We start from the raw sequence: 22,247 nt of genomic DNA, 5'->3' as shown, positions 1-22,247 counted from the left end.
AAACAGGTGAAATAGCGAGAAAAGACAAGCCCGGACAGGGAGATAATGAACCGGAGTGTTTGGCACTGCAGAGCCGCAGCAGCCCGCCGGATGGCACTAGGCCACTGAAGCCCGAACACTTACCCGGCACGGCCCGAGCGGGCAAACGTCCGGCGCGCCTGCCTCTATGGTTTACTATAACACCTCATATACCCACAGGTGCCAGTAAGCGTTGGGCGAGGCATATTGGCCAAACAGGCGCAGGCCGCTGGCCCCGGGCCGGGCCAGCCGGGCCGCCGAAAACACATAGCGCCCGCCAAGCCGGCGGAAGGCGGCGGCATCAAACTGCCAGTGCTGCACGGTGCGGGCAGGCGTGGCGGGCACCCGGAAATTTTTGCCCAGCTCAGCCGAAAACAGGTAGCAGCGGTTGCCCCAGGCATCGAAATACGTGGCCAGGGCAGGGCTTTTAGCCAGCTCGCCGGCTATCAGGGGCCGGAACGCGTGCTTGTAGGCCAGGGGGTAGTTATTGAGGTAGGCATCGAGGGTGAAAAACCCGTTGAGCGTAGCCACGGCCGGCGGAAAGCCCAGGCAGGCCACCCGGTAGGCAGCCGGCGGCTGGCCCGTGCGCTCGACAATAGCCTGTTGCACCTTGCCAAACAGCCCGGGGGCCACGTAGGCAGCATATGTGGGCTCCGAAGCCGGCAACCGGCCCAGCAAACGGCGCACATTCAGCGTCCATTCGGTATTGAAGCCCAGGCCCAGCAGCAGCTGCAACGCCACCAGCGCCCAGCGGCCCCGGCCGGCCGGCAAGTGGCGTAGGCTGAAAACCAGCAGGCAAAACCACGCCAGCGGCAGCAAAAAATGAAGCCGCGAAAGATTAAAGGCCCGCAGCAGCGGCAGGATCTGCTGGCCCACCGCTGTCAGTTGCGGGTAGAAGCCACAAAACAGCGCGGCCCCGGCCAGCGCCCCCACCCACACCACCAGTACCCGCCGCAACTGGTTGCGGGCCGCGCCAGCCGGCACCAGAAACGCAGCGCCCCCGGCGGCCAGCAACGGGGCCAGCCACACCAGCTGGCCACTATGGTAATGGCCCAGCAAAAAATAGCGCGCTGCCGTTAGCAGCCCCACCCCTGCCCCTGTTAGGGCTAGTCGGGCGTAATCGAACTCCAGCCGGTGCGATACGAACTGCCCGCCCAGCAGTGCCGAAACCAGCGGGTACTCTACCACCAGATAGGTGGCGGCCAGTACGGCCAGCCCCAGCAACAGGCGGCCGGCGGCCTGGTAGCGGCCCCTCCAGGCCTCCCACAATAGTAGTACCCCACCCGCCAGCAGCACAAACACCCCCGCCAGCACAAGGCTCGACCACAGCCCGAACATCCCCAGCACCACGTAGTTCGGCCAGCGGGCCGGCTGGCGGCGCAGCTGCAGCAGCACGGCTGCCACCGCCGGCTGCCCCAGCACCGATACGCCGTAGGTAGTGTAAGCGGGCAGCACTGCCCAGGCCAGGGCCAGCCCGGCACACAACGCAACGTTGCGGGGGCCGGGCAGCAGGTGGCGGCGCAGCAGCCAGTACATACTCACCAGGCCCGCCAGGCGCACCAGCAGCTCGTGCAGCAGGTAGGCGGGCAGCGTGGGCAGCAGGGCCTGCAGGCCTACCAGAGGCTGCAAACCCGGCCGCAGAGCATTGCGGGGCAGCCCGTTCAGCAGGCGCTCTACCACGGTGCCCGGCCGGTAGTCGAGGGCCTTACCTTCGGCTACCAACGCGTAGCCGGTGGCCAGCTCGGTGTCGAGGTTATCGTCGAGCAGGATGTAGGTGCGGCCGGCGGGGGCTACGTAAACCAGAGCCAGCAGCAGCAGGGCCAGCGCTGCCCCCAGCAGGACGCGGCGAGGGCGAAATGGCAAAGCAATGGCGCTAAAAGGAGCAGGCATGAAAGCAGCGGCAGGAACGGGGCCGTAAAAGTAACTGCCTTTTTTCGGCAAAAGGCATCCCGACCGGCCTGCCTCACGTTAAAATATTTCCATCTTTTTTAGTGTTTTATCATGACAGAGCGTGTACTCTCCAGCCCCGAGTGTCCTGATTATTGCCGACTATACTATTCGTCGGAACAGAAGCAGCTCACCGTTACCTGGCAGGGAAACGTAACGGGGCCGCTGGCTTACGACGGAGCCCAGGCCGCGCTCGATATTCTGCGCCGGTATCCATGCTGCTGCCTACTCAACGACAACACCGACCTGCAGGGCCCGTGGTTCGACTCGTTGCTGTGGCTGGCGCAACAATGGGCGCCGGCTGCTGCCCAAGCCGGCGTGCAGTATGTGGCCCATGTAGTACGAAGCGGCACGCTGGCCACCCTGTTTCTGGGCACACCCACGCACCACTTATTCACCCAATTCGAAATCCAGTTTTTCGATCTGCTGGCCGAAGCCAACGACTGGCTGGCAGCGTGTAGGCAGCAACCGGCCCACTAAAAGCGGCCGGCCGCAGGTACTTCAACTGCGTGGATGAAACTGCGTGATAACCTGGCGCAGGTAGTCGCGGTCGAGGTGGGTGTAGATTTCGGTGGTGGTTATGCTTTCGTGGCCCAGCATTTCCTGCACGGCCCGTAGGTCGGCCCCGCCTTCAATCAAATGCGTGGCGAAGCTGTGGCGGAAGGTGTGCGGGCTGACGCTCTTGCCAATGCCCGCTTTCTCGGCGGCGGCCTTGATGATATGAAAAATCATCACCCGGGAAAGGCCCGCACCGCGCTTATTCAGAAACACCGTGTCTTCGTGGCCAGGCTTGATATCGAGGTGGGCCCTGATGCCCTGCAGGTAGAAACCCAAGTGCTTGAGCGCGTCGCGGCCGATGGGCACCAGCCGCTCCTTATTGCCCTTGCCCGTCACGCGCACGAAGCCCTGGTCGGCGTAGAGGTTGGACAGCCGTAGGCCGGTCAGCTCGCTCACGCGCAGGCCCGAGCTGTAGAGCACCTCCAATATGGCCCGGTTGCGGGTGCCCTCGGGCGTACTCAAATCAATAGCGGCCAGTAGTTGCTCCACTTCGGGGTAGCTGAGCGTGTCGGGCAGCTTGCGGCCGGTTTTGGGCGCTTCCAGCGTGTCGGTGGGGTCGATGGAAAGCAGGTCTTCCATGATCAGGAAGCGGTAAAAGGCCTTGATGCCCGACAGCGTGCGGGCCTGCGAGGTAGCCTCCAGGCCCATACCGCCCAGCCAGGCGAGAAAGTCGCGCAGCAGGCGGGTGGTTACCTGCTGGGGTGAGGCTGGCAGCCGCTCCAGCTCCAGGTACTGGCGCAGCTTGTGCACGTCGCGGGCATAGGCCTCCACCGAGTTGGCCGACAACGACTTTTCGAGTTGCAGGTAGCCCTCGAACTGTTTGATGGCAAGATTCCAGGGCGACATGGGCGGAAAAGGGACTGATGAACTGAGGCACAAAAGAACGTCATTCTGAGCGGAGCGAAGAATCTCGCGTGCAGTGGCACCTCCAATAGCTAAAATTACTGTGGCACGCGAGATTCTTCACTCCGCTCAGAATGACGTTCCTTTGCCCACCAAGCTCCCAGAAACCATTCCCTTCAGCCCTCCCTCCAATGAAAATCCTGCTGCTTAACGGCCCCAACCTTAACCTGCTGGGCCGGCGCGAACCCGGCATCTATGGCACCCGCTCGTTCGAAGACTTTTTGCCCGAATTAGTAGAAGCCTTCCCGCAGTTCGAACTGGAATATGCCCAGAGCAACCATGAGGGCGGCCTCATCGACAAGCTCCACGAAGTGGGGTTCAGCTACCACGGCATCGTGCTCAATGCCGGCGGCTTCACCCACACCAGCGTGGCGCTGGCCGACGCGGTGGCCGCCATCGGTTCGCCGGTAATTGAGGTGCACCTGAGCAACCTGCACGCCCGCGAGGAGTTCCGGCAGCGCAGCCTGCTGGGCCGCCACTGCGCGGGCAGCATCAGCGGCTTCGGGCTGGAAAGCTACCGGCTGGCCCTGCACTACCTCGACGGGCAGCGCCCCAAGCGCATGGGGTTTCGGGTGTAGGGCAGCCGAAGGGGGCGGATATCCCGCATTTGCCCGGCTGGCCCTCATTCGCTTTCCTACCTTTGCACTTCCTTTCCAAGAAATCCGCCGCTATGTATACGTTTAATCCAGGGCCCTCGCAGGTGTACCCGCAGGTGCGCCAGTATCTTCAGGATGCCTTTGATGAGGGCTGGCTTTCGGCGCCGCACCGGGGCGAGAAGTTTGTGCAGCTGATGCGCCAGACCGTGCAGGAGCTCAAAGCCAAGCTCCATATCCCGCAGGACTACACCATTTTCTTTCTCAGCTCGGCCACCGAATGCTGGGAAGTACTGGCCCAGAGCCTCACTCCCACCAAAAGCTTCCACCTCTACAACGGCGCTTTTGGCCAGAAATGGTACGAAACCGCCCGCGCCCTGCGGCCGGCTTCGGTAGGGCTGAAATTCGGGATTGATGAGGTGCCCGACGCCGACCGGCTGCCGGGCCTCGACGAGCAGACCGATCTGGTGTGCATCACCCAGAACGAAACCTCCACGACCACCCAGCTGCGCGACGGCGTTATCCTCAACTTATACAACCGGCTGCCGCCCAAGGCTTTGCTGGCCGTCGATGCCACTTCGTCGATGGCTGGGGTGCAGCTTAAGTACATCAAGGGCGACATCTGGTACGCCTCGGTGCAGAAGTGTTTCGGGCTGCCGGCGGGCCTTTCGGTGATGGTGCTCTCGCCGCGGGCCATCGAGCGGGTGCGCCAGCTGAAGGAGCGCGGCCACTACAACTCGCTGGCCGACCAGTACGACAAGATGCTCAACTTCCAGACCACCCACACGCCCAATGTGCTGGGAATCTACCTGCTGAGCCGCGCCATCCACGACAACCCGCCCATTAAAACGATTCACCAGCACGTCGTCGGGCGGGCCACCAAACTCTACGACTACTTCGACCAGGCCACCCAATTGCGGCCGCTGGTTTCCAACCCCGAAACCCGCTCGTACACCGTCATTGGCCTGCAGGGCGCCCCCGCCCTTATCGAGGAGGTCAGGCGCCGCGCTCTGGCGCAAAACCTGTACCTGGGCAGCGGCTACGGCGACCTGAAAGCCACCAGCCTGCGCATCGCCAACTTCCCCGCCATCCCCGATGCCGCCTTCGAGCAGCTCGTGCAGTTCTTCGCCAAGGAGTTTTCCTGAATCACAGCTGGTACAGATGACTAGGATAACGCAGATTCGTTCTGGCAGCGGATTCGTTCAATCGTCTTTCGGCCCTCTTACTAGAACGGATCTGCGTTATTCTAGTCATCTGTACCAGCTGTGATTCAGAACGAATCTGCGACATCCACATCATCTGCAACATCTGTGATTTATGTTTAGTCTCAAGGAAATAGCCTCGGTTACACTCACACTGTTCGCCATTATCGATATTCTGGGCTCGGTGCCCATTATCATCCAGATCCGGCAGCGCGAAGGCGATGTAAATGCCGAAAAGGCCACCATTGTGGCAGGTATACTGATGGTGAGCTTCCTGTTTGTGGGCCAAAGCATTCTGTCGCTCTTTGGGGTTGACTTTCAGTCGTTTGCTCTGGCCGGCGCCATCATTATCTTCCTCATTGGTATGGAGATGATTCTGGGCATTGAGCTATTCCGGCACGACCCGGCAGCGGGCACGGGCTCGATTGTGCCGCTGGCCTTCCCGCTGATTGTGGGTGCCGGCACCATGACCACGCTACTCTCGCTACGGGCCGCCTACGCGCTGCCCAACGTGCTGGCCGGCGTGCTTGTAAACCTGATATTTGTGTACCTGGTCATCAAAAGCTCGCCCTGGATTGAGCGCAAACTTGGCAAAGCCGGCGAGGATATTCTGCGCCGCGTGTTCGGTGTCATCCTGCTGGCCATTGCCATCAAGCTGTTCAAAACGAACTTCTGATTTAGTATCGAGAAGGGAGTAATGAGTAGGGAGACTTTCGTGCTGGTGGCATGGTTAAGCCAAGCTACAGCACGAAAGTCTCCCTACTCATTACTCCCTTCTCGATACTGAACCGTCAGTACTCCCCAATAGCGGGTTCCTCGCGGCTCATCAGCAGGCCCACCATCATCAGCACGCCAGTGAGCAGAATGACGATAAATAGGATGTTTTCGGAGACTTCGCCGATGAGGTGCTGCTGCGGGATGCTGTAAAACAGCAGCACCGTAATCAGGCCTTTAGGGGCAATAAACAGCTCGGGAATAAGGTCGGTTTTGGCAATGAAGCGCAGGTAGAAGTAGCGAATAGCCGTGAGGGCCACCACAATAATTACGCCTTGCAGCAGCAGTTGCGGGCTCATCAGCTTGCTGACCGTGATGCTGTAACCGAAGAGCAGAAAGAAAAACGTGCGGATCAGGAAGGCCGACTCGGCCGTAATGCTGCGCAGCTGGTGCAGCTCATCGGTGAGGCGGGCTGGATTGAACCAGTTTTTGATGGGCCCCACCATAAACTGCTCGGCGTTGTTAACGGCCAATCCGAACACCAGCACCAGCACCAGCGACGATAGATGCAGGTTTTTGGCCACGCTATAGAGCAGCACCAAAAAGGCCAGAATCAGGAAAAACTTAACGTGCAGCCGAATACGGTCGAGCAGGAAGATGAGCGCGGCCGTACTGGCAATGGCCACCAAGGCCACCGCAATAACATCGAGCCCGAACGTGGCCACCGACATGCCCTGGCCAAAATTTGCCTGCAACGCGAAGTTGAAGAGCATGATGCCCAGAATGTCGGAGAAGGTGCTTTCGTAGATGATGAACTCCTGCTTTTCGCCGGTAAGACCCGCGACGCTGGGAATGGCAATAGCCGAGCTGATGACGGCCAGCGGAATGGCATTGACCAGGCAGCTCTGGAAGTTTACCCCCAGCCAGTAGTGCAGAATAAGGGCAATGGCGAGCGACTGCACCACCAGCATAAGCACGGCCGCGAAGAAGGAACGCCGGATAAGCGGGAATTTTTCGCGGGTTATTTTGAGGTCCAACGCCCCCTCCAACACAATCATAATCAGGCCGATAATTCCGAATATCTCCAGAATTACCTTAGGCGCGACGAACGTAAATTCGAAGTAGTCGGCGGCCTGACGCAGGGCAATACCCGAGAGCAGCAACATCAGCACCGACGGCACCTTGGTGGCGCGGGCAATCAGGTCGAAGAGGTAAGAAAGAATAATGGCCAGGCTGAGGCCAATAAGAATGGAATAAGAACCCATAGAATGCAGGTAAGCCCAAAATGAATTCCGGCTATACGAGCCGGAATAGAGGGCGGTTGACCGGGGCGGAGAAAACCCGGAACGGCGAAGATACGCTTTCGGCGCCGGTAGCGCGGGCCGGCCAGTTGAGCCGGGGCGGCGTGGGCGGGCGGCGTACCTTTGCCTGATGCAACAGCTTTGGGGGAAAGAAGTGGCCGTAGTAGGTGGCGGGCCGGCGGGCCTGCTGGCCGCCCAGCACCTGGCCGAAGCCGGCTGCCGGGTGCGGCTTTATGAGGCGCAGGCCACGGTAGGCCGCAAGTTTCTGGTGGCCGGGCACGGGGGCTTCAACCTGAGCAATGCCGAAGACGCCGCCCCGTTTGCTGCCCGCTATGCCGCCCGCGCCCCCGACTTCACGGGTTTCCTGGCCCACTTCTCCCCTGCTCATCTGCGCGCCTGGGCCGCTGGGCTGGACATCAGCACGTTTGTGGGCACTAGCGGCCGGGTATTTCCGGAGGCCCACCACAAACCCGCCGACCTGCTGCGGGCCTGGGTGGCACGGCTGCAGGCGCTGGGCGTAGCCATACATGTGCGCCACCGCTGGCTGGGTTTCGGCCCCGATGGCGCGGTGCACCTGCGCAACGAAACCACCGGCGAACTGGCCACCGTACGGCCCGCCGCCACGCTGCTGGCGCTGGGCGGGGCCAGCTGGGCCAAAACCGGCTCCGACGGTGCCTGGCGGCCCGAGCTGGAGCGCGTCGGCGTGCCGGTAGTGCCCTTTGCGCCCGGTAACTGCGGTGCCGAGGTGGCCTGGTCGGGGTTTTTCCGCGAGAAGGTGGGGCGGCAGCCGCTGAAGAACGTGGCGCTAAGCTGCGGATCGGAAACGGTACGCGGCGAAATCCTGCTCACCGACTACGGCCTCGAAGGCACACCCGTATATGCCCTCACGCCTCAATTGCGGGCCCAGTTGGCGGCTGGCGGTCCGGCCGTGCTGCATCTGCACCTCAAACCCGACCTGAGCCCGACCCAGCTGCAGGCAAAGCTGGCGCGGCGCAAGCCGGGCAAGTCGGTAGCGTCGTTTCTGGGGGAGGCGCTGCGGCTGGGGCCGCCGGTACCCACGCTGCTGCGCGAGCTGGGCCCGGCCATATTTCCGGCCGGGGCCACCGAAGCCGCCGCCCTGCTGTCGGCTCTCCCCATTCCCATAACCGGCCTGCGCCCGCTCGATGAGGCCATAAGCACGGCCGGAGGAGTGGCCTGGGAGGCCCTGGATGAACACCTGATGCTGCGGATGCGGCCCGGCACGTTCGTGGCCGGCGAAATGCTCGATTGGGAGGCCCCCACCGGCGGTTACCTGCTGCAGGGCTGTTTCAGTACGGGAGCCTGGGCTGCCCGCGGCCTGCTAAGCTGGCTGGGACGGCAGCCCTAGGCGCCTACCTTTCCCGCTCTGCACGCTCAAGCTCTTCGGCTTCGGCCAGCACGGCTTTGGCTTCGTTGAGCAGGCGCTGGCCATGGTCGAGCTGCTGGCGCAGGATGAGGGCGAAGAGCACGAAATACGACACGATGGGCAGCAGCAGCCCCAGCGCAAACCACAGCCAGAACGAGCGGCCGTAGCTGTAGGCGCAATAGCCGGTTATCAGCGGCACCAGCGACATGGCAAACAGGCCCGCAATTACCAGATCGATGAACATGGGGCCTATGCTAAGTAGTGGAAAAACTGAATCGGTACGGAAGATACGGTATTATCGGCAGCCGGGCAAGGGCCGCGGCGCCTGCTGCTAACCCGCCCGGAGCACGAAGGTTGCGGCCGCGGGCTGGCAAAACCCATCTTTCGGGGCACTTTTTGCGTAACTGCCCCTTTCCGCCCTCCACGTTCTGCCCGCTGCCCCTATGTGGGAAAACCAAAGCCTGTTTCGCGTATCCGCCCAGCTGTTTGCCGATGGCGTATTTAACCTGCTCGACCGGGCGCTGAAACCGGAGATTTTTTTGCTGGGTATTGCCTCGGCCCGCGAAACCGATGAGCCCCAGGCAGTACTCATCGAGCCACAGAGCCACCGCTACACCGGCGCCGATTTTGCGGCCGTGAAAGCTCACGCCGTGGCCCTCGAGCCCGATGGCCCCCGCGAAGTGGTGTACCATCTGCATCAGCTCGACCATGACCGCTACGAAAAGCAGCGCTGGTACGAGCTGTTGCGCCGCGCCACCGAACATACGCTGCACGAGCTGGTAGCCCAGCGCCAGGAGGATCGGGTAAGCTTCTGTTCGATGCCCGTGAGTACGGGTGGCTACCAGGTGCTGATTGTGTTGCAGCTTTCGGCCGAGGCCTACCACAGCTACTACGCCCTGCCTGGCCCAACCGTGCCCAACCGCCCGGCCGCACTGCTGGCCGCCACCATCGAAGAGCTCCTGCTCGACGCCTCGCGGGCCCTGCGCGAGTCCGACCACGCCGATGACGACCGACTGGTGCTCAACCGCGACTATAATGAGGTGCTGCGCGCCGCCGGCCGCCGCTTTATGCTGCGCGCCGCCGCTGGCAGCCACGGCCTCTACGATGCCTGCAACGGCGTAGCGGCCCTGCGCCACGAGGGCGACGAGGGGGTGGGCACCATGCTTATTTCGCGGCGCAACCACCCGGCCGTGGTGCCGGTACTCATGCTCGACACGCCGGTGCCCTTGCGCGACCACCGCCGCATTCGTAAGCTTCTGGAGCTGAGTGAAGACCGCCATGCACTTATTACCGACGCCACCGACGTGTTCGGGCTGGGCTACCTGGTGGAGCCCGACGATGCGCAATACGAGCCCCTGTTCACGGTGCATTTCACCAAGCACTACAGTTGGGAGCTGAGCCACGATGGGCACCGCATGATGAAAGTGGTGTCGAACACGCCCCGCCTGCCGCAGGGCACTATCGACGAAAACAACTTTACCAAGGTGGTGTGCCGCATTTTTCCGGTGCTTGATGCGGCCGGCATTGCCTATCTGTGGGAGCTGACGCTGAACGCCGCCAAACAGGAGCACGGCACTATCCTGCTGATTTCGGAGGGCGCGGCGCAGGAGGCCGTCCGGCTTTCGCCCCAGTGCTTCCGCGTAACCCCGCGCCTGATGACGCCCTCGGTGCTCCGGCTGGTAACCAACATCGATGGGGCCGTACTCATCGAGCCCAGCGGCACCTGCCACGCCATCGGAGCCATTCTCGACGGCCTAGCCACCGAAAAGGGCGACTCCAGCCGGGGCTCACGCTACAACTCGGTGCTACGATACGTAGAAAGCAGCCGTTACCCGGTACTGGCCGTAGTGGTAAGCGAAGACGGCTGGATTGACCTGCTGCCCCCTATTCAGCGGTAGCGGTGCCTGCTTTCCCTCCTTTTCCTGTTCTCTGCTATGTCTGTTCCTACTTTCAATCAAGATGACCGCCTACAGTGGGTAGAGCGTGTTTCGCGACTGCTCGACAGCCAGTTCCGGGTACCCGGCACCAACTGGCGCTTCGGCCTCGACCCGATTATGGGCCTGCTGCCGGTGGTGGGTGGCCTGCCCTCGCTGGCTGTTTCGGGCCTGCTGATTATGACCATGATGCGCCACGGGGCCAGCGGCAACCTAGTGGTGCGCATGGTGTTCAATGTGGTACTCGACGCGCTGATTGGCGCCATTCCGATAGTCGGCAACATTTTCGACTTCGCCTATAAGGCCAACAACCGCAACGTAGCGCTACTGCGCGCCCATTACGCCGAGGGCAAGCACCAGGGTTCGGGCAAGGGCCTGTTGCTGGTGCTGGCCCTGGTGCTGCTGGCACTGGGAGGGTTGCTGGTGTGGGCTGCCTGGTGGCTGGGTTCGGTGCTCTGGAACTGGGGCGAGTCGGTGCAGTGGTAGGGCAATGATGGTGGAGGCACTGTGGCCGCTCAGGCCCGGCGTGCCTACCTTTGGGGCATGAAAACCCTTCGATTTGTTCCGCTGCTGTTGTTGCTGGCAGCCTGCCAGCCCTCATCAACTCAACCTGAAACCGGCCAACAGGTGGCCGAGGCCGAGAAGACCGTACTTGCTGATCATGATTCGCTGATGGTGCAGATGGACCGGCTGTACGAACTGCGCCAGCAGCTGGCCAAGCTGCCGGCCGCCGATACCGTAGCCGTGGGGCAGGCCCGCCGGGCAATTGTAGGCGCCGAAAATGGTATGATGGACTGGATGCACCGCTACCGCCGCCCGGCCGACACCGTGGCCGACACCCGGCGGCTGGCTTACTATGCCCGGCAGCAGGAACGCATCGATTCGGTGGGTCGTTTGTTTGAGAGCAGCCAGGCGGCCGCCCGCCAGCTGCTGGGGTCCTCCCCCGCTGCTACGCCTGCCTCCTCTTCCGTTACTCAATAAGCTGTTTTTTGATGACTAATTCGTTTCGCCGGGCCGGCCTGCTGCTGGCCGCCGCCGGGGCCGCGCTGAGCTTATCACTCGGTGGCTGCTCTTCAGATTCCACTTCCTCCTCCGTTGAGCGCCTGCCGGTACTGGGCTTCAAGTCGGCCGAGCCTACCTCGCCCTCCGACACGCTGCCCGACCCTATTCCTGCCTTCCGCCTCACCAACCAGGACCGGCAGGTGATTACCAACCAGACCTTCGCCGGCAAAGTCTACGTTACCGACTTCTTCTTCGCCACCTGTCCCAGCATCTGCCCCAAAATGCAGAGCGAGCTGCTACGTGTGTACAAGGCCTTCGAAGCCAACCCCGACGTACTGTTTCTGAGCCACACCATCGACCCGGCCCACGACTCAATTCCGGTGCTACGCGATTACGCCGAGCGGCTGGGCATCAACGACGCCTCACGCTGGCATTTCGCCACCGCCGGCCGCGACTCGGTTTTTGCCCTGGCCAAAGCCTACATGACGGGCGCGGAGGTGGATGCCACCGTGCCCGGCGGCTTTGCCCACAGCGGCACGTTTGCCCTAGTCGATTCGCAGCGGCGGGTACGGGGCGTGTACGATGGCATGGTGCCCGAGCAGGTCAATCAACTGATCAAGGACATTCCGGTATTGCTGAAGGAGGAGGCCGAGGCGCAGCCCGTAGCGGCCAAATGAGGATGCGGGGCCATTCGTTGCGGCTGCTGGGGGCCGGGGGCCTGCTGCTCACGCTTAGCTTTTCGCTGGGCAGCTGCTTTACTGAGCGCCAGAACGAGGGCGCCCAGCTGTACGCGGCCCACTGCAGCAGCTGCCATGGCGACCAGGGCCAGGGTCTGGAGCGCCTCATTCCGCCCGTAGCAGCTGCCGATTATATTGCCAGCAACCGCGCCGAGCTGCCCTGCATTGTTCGCAAGGGCATGCAGGGCGATATAGTGGTCAATGGCATTCATTACAGCCAGATTATGCCGGGACATGAGGATCTGACCGACTCGCAAATCACCAACCTGCTCAACTTTCTGCAAACCAACTGGGGCAACACCAACCAGCCCTACACCATCCGCGAGACGGCCGAGTTGCTCGGCCGCTGCAACGGCTCGGACGGCCAGTAAGCGGCAGCCAAAAGCTGCCCCCGCGCCCGAAAAGCCCGGTACTATAAGCTTGCTGCCGCCTGAGCGACACATAACCGGCCAGGCGGCAGGAAGCTACAAACGGCCGGGTGCCAAGCGGGAACTGCCAGCCAACAAGGGCCGTTGTTTTTAGTCGGCCGGCCGGCTGGCAGTGGGTTTTGGTCGTGCATCTTCGCCCAAACCTGCTTAGCTTGCACCTTCATTTCTTTGCTTGAATATGGCCCTATTTGACTTTCTGAAGAAGAAGTCCGAAGACAACACTTCGGCACCTGCAACGCCTGCTACGGCCGCCGGATCCGGCACCGCGCCAGCTGCCCCGGCTACGCCAGCCGAGCCGGCCGGCCCCCGCTACAAAGGCTCCAACTACCAGATGCCTGCCCCGGAAGCCCCGGCTCCCATGCCCATGATTCCGCCGGCCCCGCCCATTGCCATGCCCGGCATGATGGCCGGCCAGCCGGATGGTGGCATGCCTGAGCAGCCTGCTTTCGAGCCCACCAACATTCTGGAGCAGCTACTGCTGCAGGCCTCCTACGACCCGCAGTTCCGGCCACCCTTCTACCAGGCCCTGCTGGGCGAGGAGTTGACCGTGGTGCTGGCCGCCCGCGAAGACCAGGAGCCCGGCGAGATTACGCCAACTGAAGGCATGGAAATCCAGCTACAGGCGCTACATGATGGTAAAATTGCCATTTTCACCGCTGTGGAGCGCATTTTTGATAACGGTGCCGTACCCGAGGGCAGCGTTACCTACATGCGCCTGCGGGGCCACGACTTCTTCACTATGGTGCAGGACGCCGACTGCGCCATCAATCCTTTCTCGGCAGTGGGCAAGCTGATGCCGGCCGACGAAATCAAGGCCCTGGTGTCCGGCCAGCTCTTCGAGGGCGCGCCGCAGCAAGATGTGCAGGTAACCCTGCACCAGCCCGAGCCCGAGCCCACCGCCCTGCTCGAAGGCCTGCGCACGTACAGCGCCACCCAGCCGGCCATCCGCAATGTATATCTGGCCGAAATGCGCCTGCAGAACGCCCCCGAGCAGTCGCGGCTACTTGTGGCCTTCGATACCGAAGAAACCGACCCCGCCTTTATGCAGGACCTGGGCCCCATCATCAAGGGCAACATTGCCGAAGAGCAGTTCGTGGACCTGATGCTGATTGACCCCAATTCTGAGGAGCCGCTGGTTCAGTACCTGCGCACCACCGAGCCGGTGTACGCCCGGGCTTAGAGCTTAGAGCTTAGAGCTTAGAAAGGAACGCCATTCCAGACGGAGTGGCGTTCCTTTTTTTCGTTTATATAGTTGGCAGTCAGCAACGATGCACGAAGCTGGCGCTTTACGTTACAGCCCAAGTGCCAAAGGGCGGCATTTCCTGTGTTGTGTCCGCCTTATTCTAACGCTGTTGTTTCTGAACTTTTGTTACGCATGGCCCGCGCCAGCAGCGGGCGCAGCACGAAATACACAACCGGCCCCAGCACCAGAAACGCGCCGGCCCAGAGTAGTAGCGCGCCCAGCATGGCTTGCCAGAGTAGCTGCAGCGCTGCCAGCCAGTCGTTGGCCAGCAGGTAGCGTAATTTGTCGAGGGTGAGCTCAGGTGCCTGGTCGCCCCATAGCAAAGCCCCCTGCCGCAACAGCGGAATAACAAGCAGCAACTGTACCGGGCTCCAGAGGTGGGCAATGAGCAGCGTGGCGGCCACATTCAGGCGCAGCCGCAAGGCTGCAAATGTAGCCGTGAGCGTCGTTAGGCCCAGCACCGGCACTACCCCGCAGGCCGAGCCCAGCACCACCGTAAGGGCCAGCTGGTGCGGCGTGAGGCCCTGGCGCAGCAGCCCGAGCACGGGGTCGGTAATCCGGCGTTGCCACCAGCTACGGGGTGGCGCCAGCGGTTCAGACAGCGGTTCAGACACAGCAGGGAATTTCAAACGTAAAAAACAGGCCGTGTTGTGCTTACCCGGCAGCTCCGGCAAACGCCGCCTGCCAACTGGCGGTAAGCATGTGGGCCGGCGGGCAAAGATAAGCGCACAACCCCTCCAGGAGCACCAAACTTGCCGTAAGTAGGCCGGGCAGCACCTACCTTTGCACAATTGCCGGTTCGCCCAAACCTGGGCCGGCGGGTGCCTTCCATGACAAAAGTACACCTGCGGCCCGTAGCCCGCCGTCCGTTCGTTGTATTCTGGCTGCTGCTACGCCACGCGGCCCGCGAGTTTGGCACCCACGACCCGCTGCGGCTGGGGGCGGCCACGGCCTTTTTTGCCACGTTTGCCCTACCGCCCATCGTCATCATTCTCATTCAGGGATTGGGCTACCTGTACTCGGCCTCGCAGGTGCGGGTGCTGCTGCTGACCAAACTCTCGCACCTGCTGGGCGCCTCGGCGGCGGGCCTGGTCGAGCAGATTCTGCGCAACGTAACCGATGTGGCGCGCAGCCGGCTGGTTACGTGGCTGGGCTTCGCGTTTCTGCTGTTCATTGCCACCACCCTGTTCGGCGTTATTCAGCACTCGCTCAACCAGATATGGCAGGTTCGGGTACGCCGCCGCACCGGCCAGCTACGCACCGTGCTCAAGGAGCGGGCCCGCTCGCTGGGTCTGCTGCTGGCCACCGGTCTGCTCTCGATGCTGGCCTTTCTGTCGGATGCGGCCCTGGGTTTTGTGGCCAGCTACGCCGACTACTTTAATGCCACGTTTAGTGATGTGGTGCTGGAAATAGCCAACCGGCTGTTTTCGCTACTGATTCTGGTGGGCTGGTGCGGCGTTACATTCCGCAACCTGAGTTCGGCCAAAATCCCGCGTAAAGCCGTTTGGCGCGGGGCGCTGCTCACAGGCAGCCTCATCAGCCTGGGCGAAAGCGCGCTGGGGCTGCTGCTGGTTCCGCGCAACCTGGGCCCCATCTACGGGCCGGCTTCGAGCATTGTGTTGGTGCTGCTGTTCGTGTTCTATTCGGCCATGATATTCTATTTCGGCGCCTGCTTCACCAAGGCATACGCCCAGTATGCAGGCCTCGACATCCGCCCCAAAAAATCGGCCGTGCGCTACAAGCTGGTTGATGTGGTAGAGGAAGAGTAGTGGTTAGTGGGGGATAACGGGAAACAGAGCGTCATTCAGAGCGAAGCGAAGAATCTCGCGTGCTAATGTTGCGATAGTAACTCGACGTCAGCACGCGAGATTCTTCGCTGCGCTCTGAATGACGTTCCCTCTTACTTCTCACCTCTAACTTCTACTATCTCTCCCCAGCCACCGCTCCCCTCTCGCAAAGCCTTATCTTTGCTGATTGAATCTCTGAATATGACCCCGACCGAACCGAATACCCCTGCCGCCGCCACCGCTACTTTCGCTGATTTGGGCCTGACGCCCGAGTTGCTGCAAGCCCTGGAAGAGCTCCAGTTCCAGACGCCCACGCCCGTGCAGGAGCAGGTAGTGCCGATGGCCCTGGCCGGGCAGGATGTAGCCGGACAGGCTCCCACCGGCTCGGGCAAAACGGCTGCTTACGGCCTATCGGTCCTGCAACTGCTCGATTTGAAGCAGGATGCGGTGCAGGTAATTGTGCTGGTGCCGGCCCGCGAGCTGGCCCTGCAGGTGCGCGACGCCCTCAAAAAGCTGGGCAAGTATATGCCCAACCTGCGGGTGGCGGCTTTCTACGGCGGCCACGCCTTCCGCGAAGAAACCGCCTCGCTCACCCAGGCCCCGCACATTGTGGTGGCCACGCCCGGCCGTTTGCTCGACCACTTCGAGCGGCGCTCCATCATCCCCAACCAGCTCAAAACCCTGATTCTGGATGAGGCCGACAAGCTGCTGGAACTGGGCTTTCAGGATGAGCTGGTGGAAATTATCAAGCGCCTGCCGCGCCGCCGCCAGACCCTGCTGTTCTCGGCCACCATGTCGGACAAGGTGTTGGATCTGATTCGGAAAAACCTAACCCGGCCGCGCGTAGTAAACGCGGGCCAGGACACCGACGAGCTGCCCGAAAACCTGACCCTGCTCGGCCACGTTGGGCCTATCGAGCAGAAGCCGGCCGCGCTGCTGCACCTGCTGAATTTGCCCGAAACCGGCCGCGCCCTTATCTTCTGCAACACCCGCGACCGGTGCATGGAGTTGACGCGCTTTTTGGTGGGCCGCGGCGTAGCGGCCGAGGTGCTGCACGGCAAAATGCCCCAGCCCGAGCGCGACAAAGCCCTGCTGAAGCTGCGCAACGGCTCCAGTCAGGTACTGGTGGCCACCGACGTGGCCGCCCGTGGCATCGACGTAACCCAGCTCGACACGGTAGTGCAGTACGACGCGCCTGACAAGGCCGACGGTTTCCAGCACCGGGCTGGCCGCACGGCCCGCGCCGGAGCCGCCGGCACGGCTCACCTGCTGGCCACCGAAAAAGAAAAGAGCCACGTAAGCAAGTGGCCGGTGGCCGAGGGCATCAAGTGGGCGCCCCTGCACGCGCCCAAACTACCGCCTGCCGCCCCCAAAGCACCACGCCCCGAGAACGTAACGCTGCACGTTTCGGCCGGCAAGAAGGATAAGGTAAGCGCCCACGATTTGGTAGGTGCCTTTGTGAACGTGGGCGGCGTAGCCCGCGAGCAAGTCGGCCACATTGAGGTGTTCGACTATTACAGCTATGTAGCCGTGCCCCGCGAGCAGGCCCAGCTGGTGGCCGAGCGCTTGGCCGGCACCAAGGTAAAGGGCCGCAAAGTGCGCGTATCGATAGTGGCCTAACGCGTCGGCCCCGTTTTCCAAGTACCTCGCCCGCCCCGATGCCGTTATGGCGTCGGGGCGGGCTTTTTTTGCGGATGAACTGCCTGCATTGAGCCGCTGGCTGATGTTATTTTTGCCAATATCAAGCAAAAGGCATGCTGCATGGGTGTATGCAGCAGGTATGAGGCGGAAATCCGCTACTTTGCTGGGCGGACTTACCCCCTGAATCCGCTGTTTGGTCGCCCACCTTTTCCCACCTTCGTCCTTATGGCCGCCCCTCTGTCTTCTGCCCCAATTCCGGCCACTATGCCCACCGCACCCGGCACCGAAACGCCCAACTACACGCCCGCCCTGGCCTCGCTCACGGTGCTGTTCTTCATGATGGGCTTCATCACCTGTCTGAACGATATTCTGATTCCGTACTTGAAAGCCATTTTCAGCCTCAGCTACACGCAGGCCAACCTCATTAACCTGTGTTTTTTCGGGGCCTACTTCGTGATGGGCATTCCGGCCGGGCGGCTGGTGCAGCGCATAGGCTACAAGGGTGGCATGCTGACCGGGTTTCTGATTGCCGCGCTGGGTTCGTTTCTGTTCTACCCGGCCGCCGATAGCCGTAGCTACGGGCTGTTTCTGGGGGCACTGTTTGTGCTGGCGACGGGCGTTGTGCTGCTGCAAGTGGCGGGCAACCCCTACGTGGCTATTCTGGGTCCGGCACAGTCGGCGCCGGCGCGGCTTACGCTTACGCAGGCTTTTAACTCGCTGGGAACCACGGTGGCCCCGTTGCTGGGTTCGGCCCTCATCCTCAACAACCTGCCCGACCTCGACACTACTGCGGCGGCAGCGGCCATTGATGTGAAGGCCGTGCAGACGCCCTACTTGGCCATTGGCGGCGTGCTGGTGCTTATCAGCCTGCTGCTGGCCATGCTCAGGTTGCCCAAAATCAAGCACGCGGAGTCGGAGAACGAGGACTTGAGCCGCCGCGCCTACCACTACCGCCACCTGGTTTTCGGGGTGCTGGCTATTTTCGCCTATGTAGGCGGCGAGGTGGCCATCGGCTCGCACATCGTCAACTACCTGCACCTGCCCGACGTGATGAGCCTCTCGCCCAAACTGGCCGGCGACAAGGTGGCCTGGTACTGGGGCGGGGCCATGGTAGGCCGTTTTATGGGGGCTTACCTACTCAATAAATTCAATCCGGGCCGCCTGTTGGCCTTTAACGCGCTGGGCGCCGTGCTGCTGGTGCTGCTGTCGGTGAGCACCACTGGCGCGCTGGCCATGTGGAGCCTGCTGGCGGTGGGCCTGATGAACTCCATTATGTTTGCCACCATTTTCACGCTGGCCGTGCGCGACCTGGGCCGCCACACCGAGGAGGCCTCGGGCCTGTTGAACGTGGGCATTGTGGGGGGCGCCATCATTCCGTTGCTGTTTGGCATGGTGGCCGACAGCAGCGGGCTGCGCTGGGCCTTTGTGCTGCCGGTGCTCTGCTACGCCTACATTGTGTGGTACGGCCTCAAAGGCCACCGCCCCGTAGTAGCCGCCCGCGCGGCCTAGCAGCACGGGTTCACATGAAGCTCCTGTTTATCTGTAGTCAGAACCGCTGGCGCAGCCTGACGGCCGAGCGGCTGCTGGATAACCATCCTACATGTCAGGCCCGTTCGGCCGGCACCGAGCCGGGGGCCCGCGTGCGCGTAACCGCCGGCCACCTGGGCTGGGCCGAGGTGGTGCTGGTGATGGAACGCCGCCACGCCGATATTCTGCGCCAGAAGTTCCCGGAGGAGCTGGCCGGCAAGCGCGTCATCAACCTGCGCATTCCTGACAAGTTCCAGTTTATGAGCCACCTACTGATCGAGCTGCTGCGTGAGCGGCTGCGCGAACAGCTGGCCGTGGACGTATAGGCGCCGGCTAACTAGTAGGCCGGCCAACCCTGAGCCCCGACCGGCCGTTTAGCGCCTCATGCCTTACCTGTTCTTTTTTGCACTATTAGCCCTGGTGGGCTTCTTTTTCTACCGCTACCTCACCCAAGATGACCGCCTGAAAAGCGCAGCCCTGGCCGAAGACTTCCCGGCGGCCTGGCGGGTGGTACTCAGCGAGCGGGTGGCCTTTTACCTCTCGCTTACCGAAATCGACAAAACCCGTTTCGAGAAGCGCGTGCAGCTGTTTCTGGCCCAGACCCGCGTAACGGGCGTCCAAACTGAGCTGGACGATGCTACCCGGCTACTGGTGGCGGCTTCGGCCATTATTCCGGTGTTCGGCTTTCCCGATTGGGAGTATGGCAACCTGAGCGAGGTGCTGGTGGTGCCCGATGCCTGGACTCAGCAGCGCGACCCCAACAAGGAGTACGTAGGCCTCGAAGGCACTCTGCTCGGCAGCGTGCAGGGCTTCCAGACGTCGCACTACATGCGCCTGTCGAAAACGTCGCTGGAGCGCGGCTTCCAGGATTCGCTCGACCGCCAGAACGTGGGCATCCATGAGTTTGCCCACTTGCTTGATGAAGCCGACGGCGTGATTGACGGCGTGCCCGGCCTGGCCCTGCCCGAGGCCCTGCGCCCCGAATGGGAAGCCGTGATGAAGCGCGAAATTGAGGCCATCCGGGCCGGCAACTCCGAAATAAACGACTACGCGGGTACTAACGAGGCCGAGTTTTTCGCCGTGGTGACGGAGTACTTTTTCGAGAAGCCCGAGAAGCTGCAGGAGCACCACCCCGAACTATACGGCCTGCTGCTGCTGGCCTTCCGCCAAAACCCCAAGAGCCGTTTCCTGCGCCGAGCCGTTGACCCGCGCGAGTGGCTTAAGACGCTACGCAGCCGCCGCAAATTCGGCCGCAACTCGCCTTGCCCCTGCGGCAGCGGCAAGAAGTACAAAGATTGCCACCTGGCCCAGGAACAGGCAGCTACGTAAGGCATTTCGGTGGGCAGCGTATCTTAGCAATCTGGGGTAACTATCCCAAACATCACCCCAGCCACGCTATATATTGCCCATGAAAAAGTCCTTCCTGCCCGTACTCGCCACTGCTACGCTGCTCGCGGCCTGCGCCCCCACCACCCAGGTTCCGGTAGCTACTACGCCCCCACCCGAAACCCAGCCGGCTCCGGCCGCGCCCCACTGGCCGTCGCTGGCCGAAACCTACCTGGCCGACTATTCGCGCCGGTATCAGCAGCTGTACACGGCGTCGGCCGAGGCCGAGTGGCGCTCCAATATCCACATTGTACCCGGCGACACGGCCAATGCCGGGGCCACGGCCCGCGCTAACGAGCGGATGGCCGCCTTCACCGGCTCGACGGAAAACATAACCCGCCTGCGCCAGCTACTGGAGCACAAAGCCGAGCTGACCGGTCTGCAGGTAAAGCAGCTTGAAACAGCCCTTTACAACGCCGCCAACTCGCCCCAGATCATTGCCGATGTGGTGAAGGCCCGCATCAAGGCCGAAACCCAGCAGACCGAAAAGCTTTACGGCTTCGACTACAAATACCAGGGCAAGTCGGTAACCACCAACGACCTGGACGAGCTGCTGCGCAAGGAGAAAAACCCTGCCCGGCGGCAACAGCTCTGGGAGGTCAGCAAGGAAATTGGCCCCACGCTGAAGCCCGGCCTGCTGAAGCTGCGCGACCTGCGCAACCAAACGGTGCAGGCCCTGGGCTACCCCGATTACTTCACCTACCAGGCCTCCGACTATGGCCTGAACCGCCAGGAGATGATGACGCTGGTGCGCCAGCTCAACGATGAGCTGCGGCCGCTCTACCGCGAGCTGCACACGTACGCCCGCTACGAGCTGGCCAAGCAGTACGGCGTGAAGCAGGTGCCCGATTATCTGCCCGCCTCCTGGCTGCCCAACCGCTGGGGCCAGGACTGGAGCAGTATGGTGGAAGTGAAGGGCCTCGACCTCGACCCGGTGTTGGCCAAAAAAGGGGCCGAGTGGCAGGTGCAGCAGGCCGAGCGTTTCTACCAGAGCCTGGGGTTCCCGGCCCTGCCGCCGGTGTTCTACGAGAAGTCGAGCCTGTACCCACTGCCCAAGGGGGCTGATTATAAGAAGAACAACCACGCCTCGGCCTGGCACATGAACCTGGAGCAGGACGTGCGCAGCCTGATGAGCGTGGAGCCCAACGCCGAGTGGTATGAAACCACCCATCACGAGCTGGGCCACATTTACTACTACCTCAGCTACACCAACCCCGAGGTGCCGGTGCTGCTGCGAGGCGGCGCCAACCGCGCCTACCACGAGGCCATGGGCAGCCTGATGGGCCTGGCCGCCCGGCAAAAGCCGTTTCTGGCCGGCCTGGGGCTGATTGACCCCAAAGTGAAAACCGATGAGATGCAGTCGTTGCTGAAGGAGGCACTCGGCTCAGTGGTATTCATCCCATTTGCCTCGGGCGTAATGAGCGAGTGGGAAAACAGCTTCTACGCCGACAACCTGCCCGCCGACCAGCTGAATGCCCGCTGGTGGGAACTGGCCAAGCAGTACCAGGGAATAGTGCCACCCACAACCCGCGGCGAGCAGTACCTCGACCCGGCCACCAAAACCCACATCAACGACGACCCGGCCCAGTACTACGACTATGCCCTGAGCTACGTCATCCTGTTCCAACTCCACGACCACATCGCCAAAAACATTCTCAAGCAGGACCCGCACGCCACCAATTACTACGGCAGCCAGGAAGTCGGCGCCTTCCTGGCCGACATTATGCGGCCCGGCGCGAGCAAGGACTGGCGCACGGTGCTCAAGGAGAAAACCGGCGAAGACCTCTCGGCCCGCGCCATGGTCGAATACTTCCAGCCGCTGATGGCCTACCTCAAGGAGAAAAACAAAGGCCGCAAATACACTATGTAACCTCCATGGTCCGGCAGCTTTGCCGGACCATTCTTTTTCGTACAGCATGCAGCACTCCCGCCACATCCGGCC

The 22,247-nt window shown here is 62.1% G+C and carries 22 protein-coding genes; 17 read left to right on the top strand and 5 right to left on the bottom strand.

The features are described from left to right. Window positions 1-174 precede the first annotated feature (174 nt). The gene (locus J7E24_RS10990) at window positions 175-1,908 is read right to left on the bottom strand and encodes a DUF6044 family protein (protein WP_215138048.1); all 1,734 of its coding nucleotides are present in this window, start codon (window positions 1,906-1,908) and stop codon (window positions 175-177) included. Window positions 1,909-2,019: 111 nt separating this feature from the next. Here J7E24_RS10990 and J7E24_RS10985 point away from each other — a divergent pair, with 111 nt between their 5' ends. Continuing rightward, window positions 2,020-2,445 carry a hypothetical protein gene (locus J7E24_RS10985; protein ID WP_215138046.1) on the top strand — a complete coding sequence of 142 codons (426 nt, stop codon included), beginning with the start codon at window positions 2,020-2,022 and terminating at the stop codon, window positions 2,443-2,445. A 21-nt stretch (window positions 2,446-2,466) separates the two neighbouring features. Here the strand turns inward: J7E24_RS10985 and xerD are convergent, their stop codons facing one another. Beyond that, entirely contained in the window at window positions 2,467-3,369 is a 903-nt protein-coding gene (xerD, locus tag J7E24_RS10980) for a site-specific tyrosine recombinase XerD (protein ID WP_215138044.1), read from the bottom strand. 188 nt (window positions 3,370-3,557) lie between these two features. Here xerD and aroQ point away from each other — a divergent pair, with 188 nt between their 5' ends. The 3 genes from aroQ (at window position 3,558) to J7E24_RS10965 (ending at window position 5,897) form a co-directional block, all read left to right on the top strand. After that, a complete protein-coding gene (gene aroQ, locus J7E24_RS10975; RefSeq protein ID WP_215138042.1) occupies window positions 3,558-4,004 on the top strand; it encodes a type II 3-dehydroquinate dehydratase in 447 nt (148 codons plus the stop codon). 62 nt (window positions 4,005-4,066) lie between these two features. After that, window positions 4,067-5,164 (top strand): aminotransferase class V-fold PLP-dependent enzyme, encoded by a 1,098-nt coding sequence (locus tag J7E24_RS10970; protein WP_251047150.1) that lies wholly within the window; start codon window positions 4,067-4,069, stop codon window positions 5,162-5,164. A gap of 172 nt (window positions 5,165-5,336) precedes the next feature. Beyond that, a complete protein-coding gene (locus tag J7E24_RS10965; protein WP_215138040.1) occupies window positions 5,337-5,897 on the top strand; it encodes a MarC family protein in 561 nt (186 codons plus the stop codon). Between the two features lie 115 nt (window positions 5,898-6,012). On the opposite strand, the gene J7E24_RS10960 is transcribed toward J7E24_RS10965, so the two are convergent. Then, entirely contained in the window at window positions 6,013-7,200 is a 1,188-nt protein-coding gene (locus J7E24_RS10960; protein WP_215138038.1) for a cation:proton antiporter, read from the bottom strand. A 166-nt stretch (window positions 7,201-7,366) separates the two neighbouring features. Between J7E24_RS10960 and J7E24_RS10955 the strand changes: the two genes are divergently transcribed. Then, a complete protein-coding gene (locus tag J7E24_RS10955; RefSeq protein ID WP_215138036.1) occupies window positions 7,367-8,602 on the top strand; it encodes an NAD(P)/FAD-dependent oxidoreductase in 1,236 nt (411 codons plus the stop codon). Between the two features lie 4 nt (window positions 8,603-8,606). Here the strand turns inward: J7E24_RS10955 and J7E24_RS10950 are convergent, their stop codons facing one another. Next, complete coding sequence (locus J7E24_RS10950) at window positions 8,607-8,864, bottom strand: hypothetical protein (protein ID WP_215138034.1); 258 nt, start codon at window positions 8,862-8,864, stop codon at window positions 8,607-8,609. A gap of 199 nt (window positions 8,865-9,063) precedes the next feature. Here J7E24_RS10950 and J7E24_RS10945 point away from each other — a divergent pair, with 199 nt between their 5' ends. The 6 genes from J7E24_RS10945 to J7E24_RS10920 all read left to right on the top strand — a co-directional run bounded on the left by J7E24_RS10945 (window position 9,064) and on the right by J7E24_RS10920 (window position 13,901). Then, window positions 9,064-10,518 (top strand): diadenylate cyclase, encoded by a 1,455-nt coding sequence (locus J7E24_RS10945; protein ID WP_215138033.1) that lies wholly within the window; start codon window positions 9,064-9,066, stop codon window positions 10,516-10,518. 36 nt (window positions 10,519-10,554) lie between these two features. Beyond that, the gene (locus J7E24_RS10940; protein ID WP_215138031.1) at window positions 10,555-11,040 is read left to right on the top strand and encodes a DUF4112 domain-containing protein; all 486 of its coding nucleotides are present in this window, start codon (window positions 10,555-10,557) and stop codon (window positions 11,038-11,040) included. A gap of 57 nt (window positions 11,041-11,097) precedes the next feature. Further along, entirely contained in the window at window positions 11,098-11,535 is a 438-nt protein-coding gene (locus J7E24_RS10935) for a hypothetical protein (protein WP_215138029.1), read from the top strand. 11 nt (window positions 11,536-11,546) lie between these two features. Next, window positions 11,547-12,233: an SCO family protein gene (locus J7E24_RS10930; protein ID WP_215138027.1), complete on the top strand. Its 687-nt coding sequence runs from the start codon at window positions 11,547-11,549 to the stop codon at window positions 12,231-12,233. Beyond that, on the top strand, window positions 12,230-12,664 hold the full coding sequence (locus J7E24_RS10925) for a c-type cytochrome (RefSeq protein WP_251047149.1): 435 nt from the start codon (window positions 12,230-12,232) through the stop codon (window positions 12,662-12,664). Before J7E24_RS10930 ends, J7E24_RS10925 begins: the two co-directional genes overlap by 4 nt. A gap of 235 nt (window positions 12,665-12,899) precedes the next feature. Continuing rightward, on the top strand, window positions 12,900-13,901 hold the full coding sequence (locus J7E24_RS10920; protein WP_215138024.1) for an enhanced serine sensitivity protein SseB: 1,002 nt from the start codon (window positions 12,900-12,902) through the stop codon (window positions 13,899-13,901). A 158-nt stretch (window positions 13,902-14,059) separates the two neighbouring features. Here J7E24_RS10920 and J7E24_RS10915 read toward each other — a convergent pair whose 3' ends face one another. After that, complete coding sequence (locus J7E24_RS10915; protein WP_215138022.1) at window positions 14,060-14,578, bottom strand: DUF2062 domain-containing protein; 519 nt, start codon at window positions 14,576-14,578, stop codon at window positions 14,060-14,062. 216 nt (window positions 14,579-14,794) lie between these two features. Here J7E24_RS10915 and J7E24_RS10910 point away from each other — a divergent pair, with 216 nt between their 5' ends. From J7E24_RS10910 to J7E24_RS10885, 6 genes are all read left to right on the top strand, one after another. Next, window positions 14,795-15,733 (top strand): YihY/virulence factor BrkB family protein, encoded by a 939-nt coding sequence (locus J7E24_RS10910; protein ID WP_215138020.1) that lies wholly within the window; start codon window positions 14,795-14,797, stop codon window positions 15,731-15,733. Window positions 15,734-15,952: 219 nt separating this feature from the next. Next, window positions 15,953-17,371 (top strand): DEAD/DEAH box helicase, encoded by a 1,419-nt coding sequence (locus tag J7E24_RS10905; protein ID WP_215138018.1) that lies wholly within the window; start codon window positions 15,953-15,955, stop codon window positions 17,369-17,371. 246 nt (window positions 17,372-17,617) lie between these two features. Then, on the top strand, window positions 17,618-18,901 hold the full coding sequence (locus tag J7E24_RS10900) for a sugar MFS transporter (protein ID WP_215138016.1): 1,284 nt from the start codon (window positions 17,618-17,620) through the stop codon (window positions 18,899-18,901). Between the two features lie 14 nt (window positions 18,902-18,915). Next, window positions 18,916-19,245: a low molecular weight protein tyrosine phosphatase family protein gene (locus tag J7E24_RS10895; RefSeq protein WP_251047147.1), complete on the top strand. Its 330-nt coding sequence runs from the start codon at window positions 18,916-18,918 to the stop codon at window positions 19,243-19,245. Window positions 19,246-19,303: 58 nt separating this feature from the next. Continuing rightward, on the top strand, window positions 19,304-20,248 hold the full coding sequence (locus tag J7E24_RS10890) for a M90 family metallopeptidase (protein WP_215138012.1): 945 nt from the start codon (window positions 19,304-19,306) through the stop codon (window positions 20,246-20,248). 79 nt (window positions 20,249-20,327) lie between these two features. Next, window positions 20,328-22,175 carry a M2 family metallopeptidase gene (locus tag J7E24_RS10885; RefSeq protein WP_215138010.1) on the top strand — a complete coding sequence of 616 codons (1,848 nt, stop codon included), beginning with the start codon at window positions 20,328-20,330 and terminating at the stop codon, window positions 22,173-22,175. The last annotated feature ends 72 nt before the right edge of the window (window positions 22,176-22,247 follow it).

It is taken from the genome of Hymenobacter sp. ISL-91, from assembly GCF_018613725.1.
Lineage (GTDB): Bacteria > Bacteroidota > Bacteroidia > Cytophagales > Hymenobacteraceae > Hymenobacter.
This window is presented reverse-complemented; position numbering and strand designations above follow the sequence as displayed.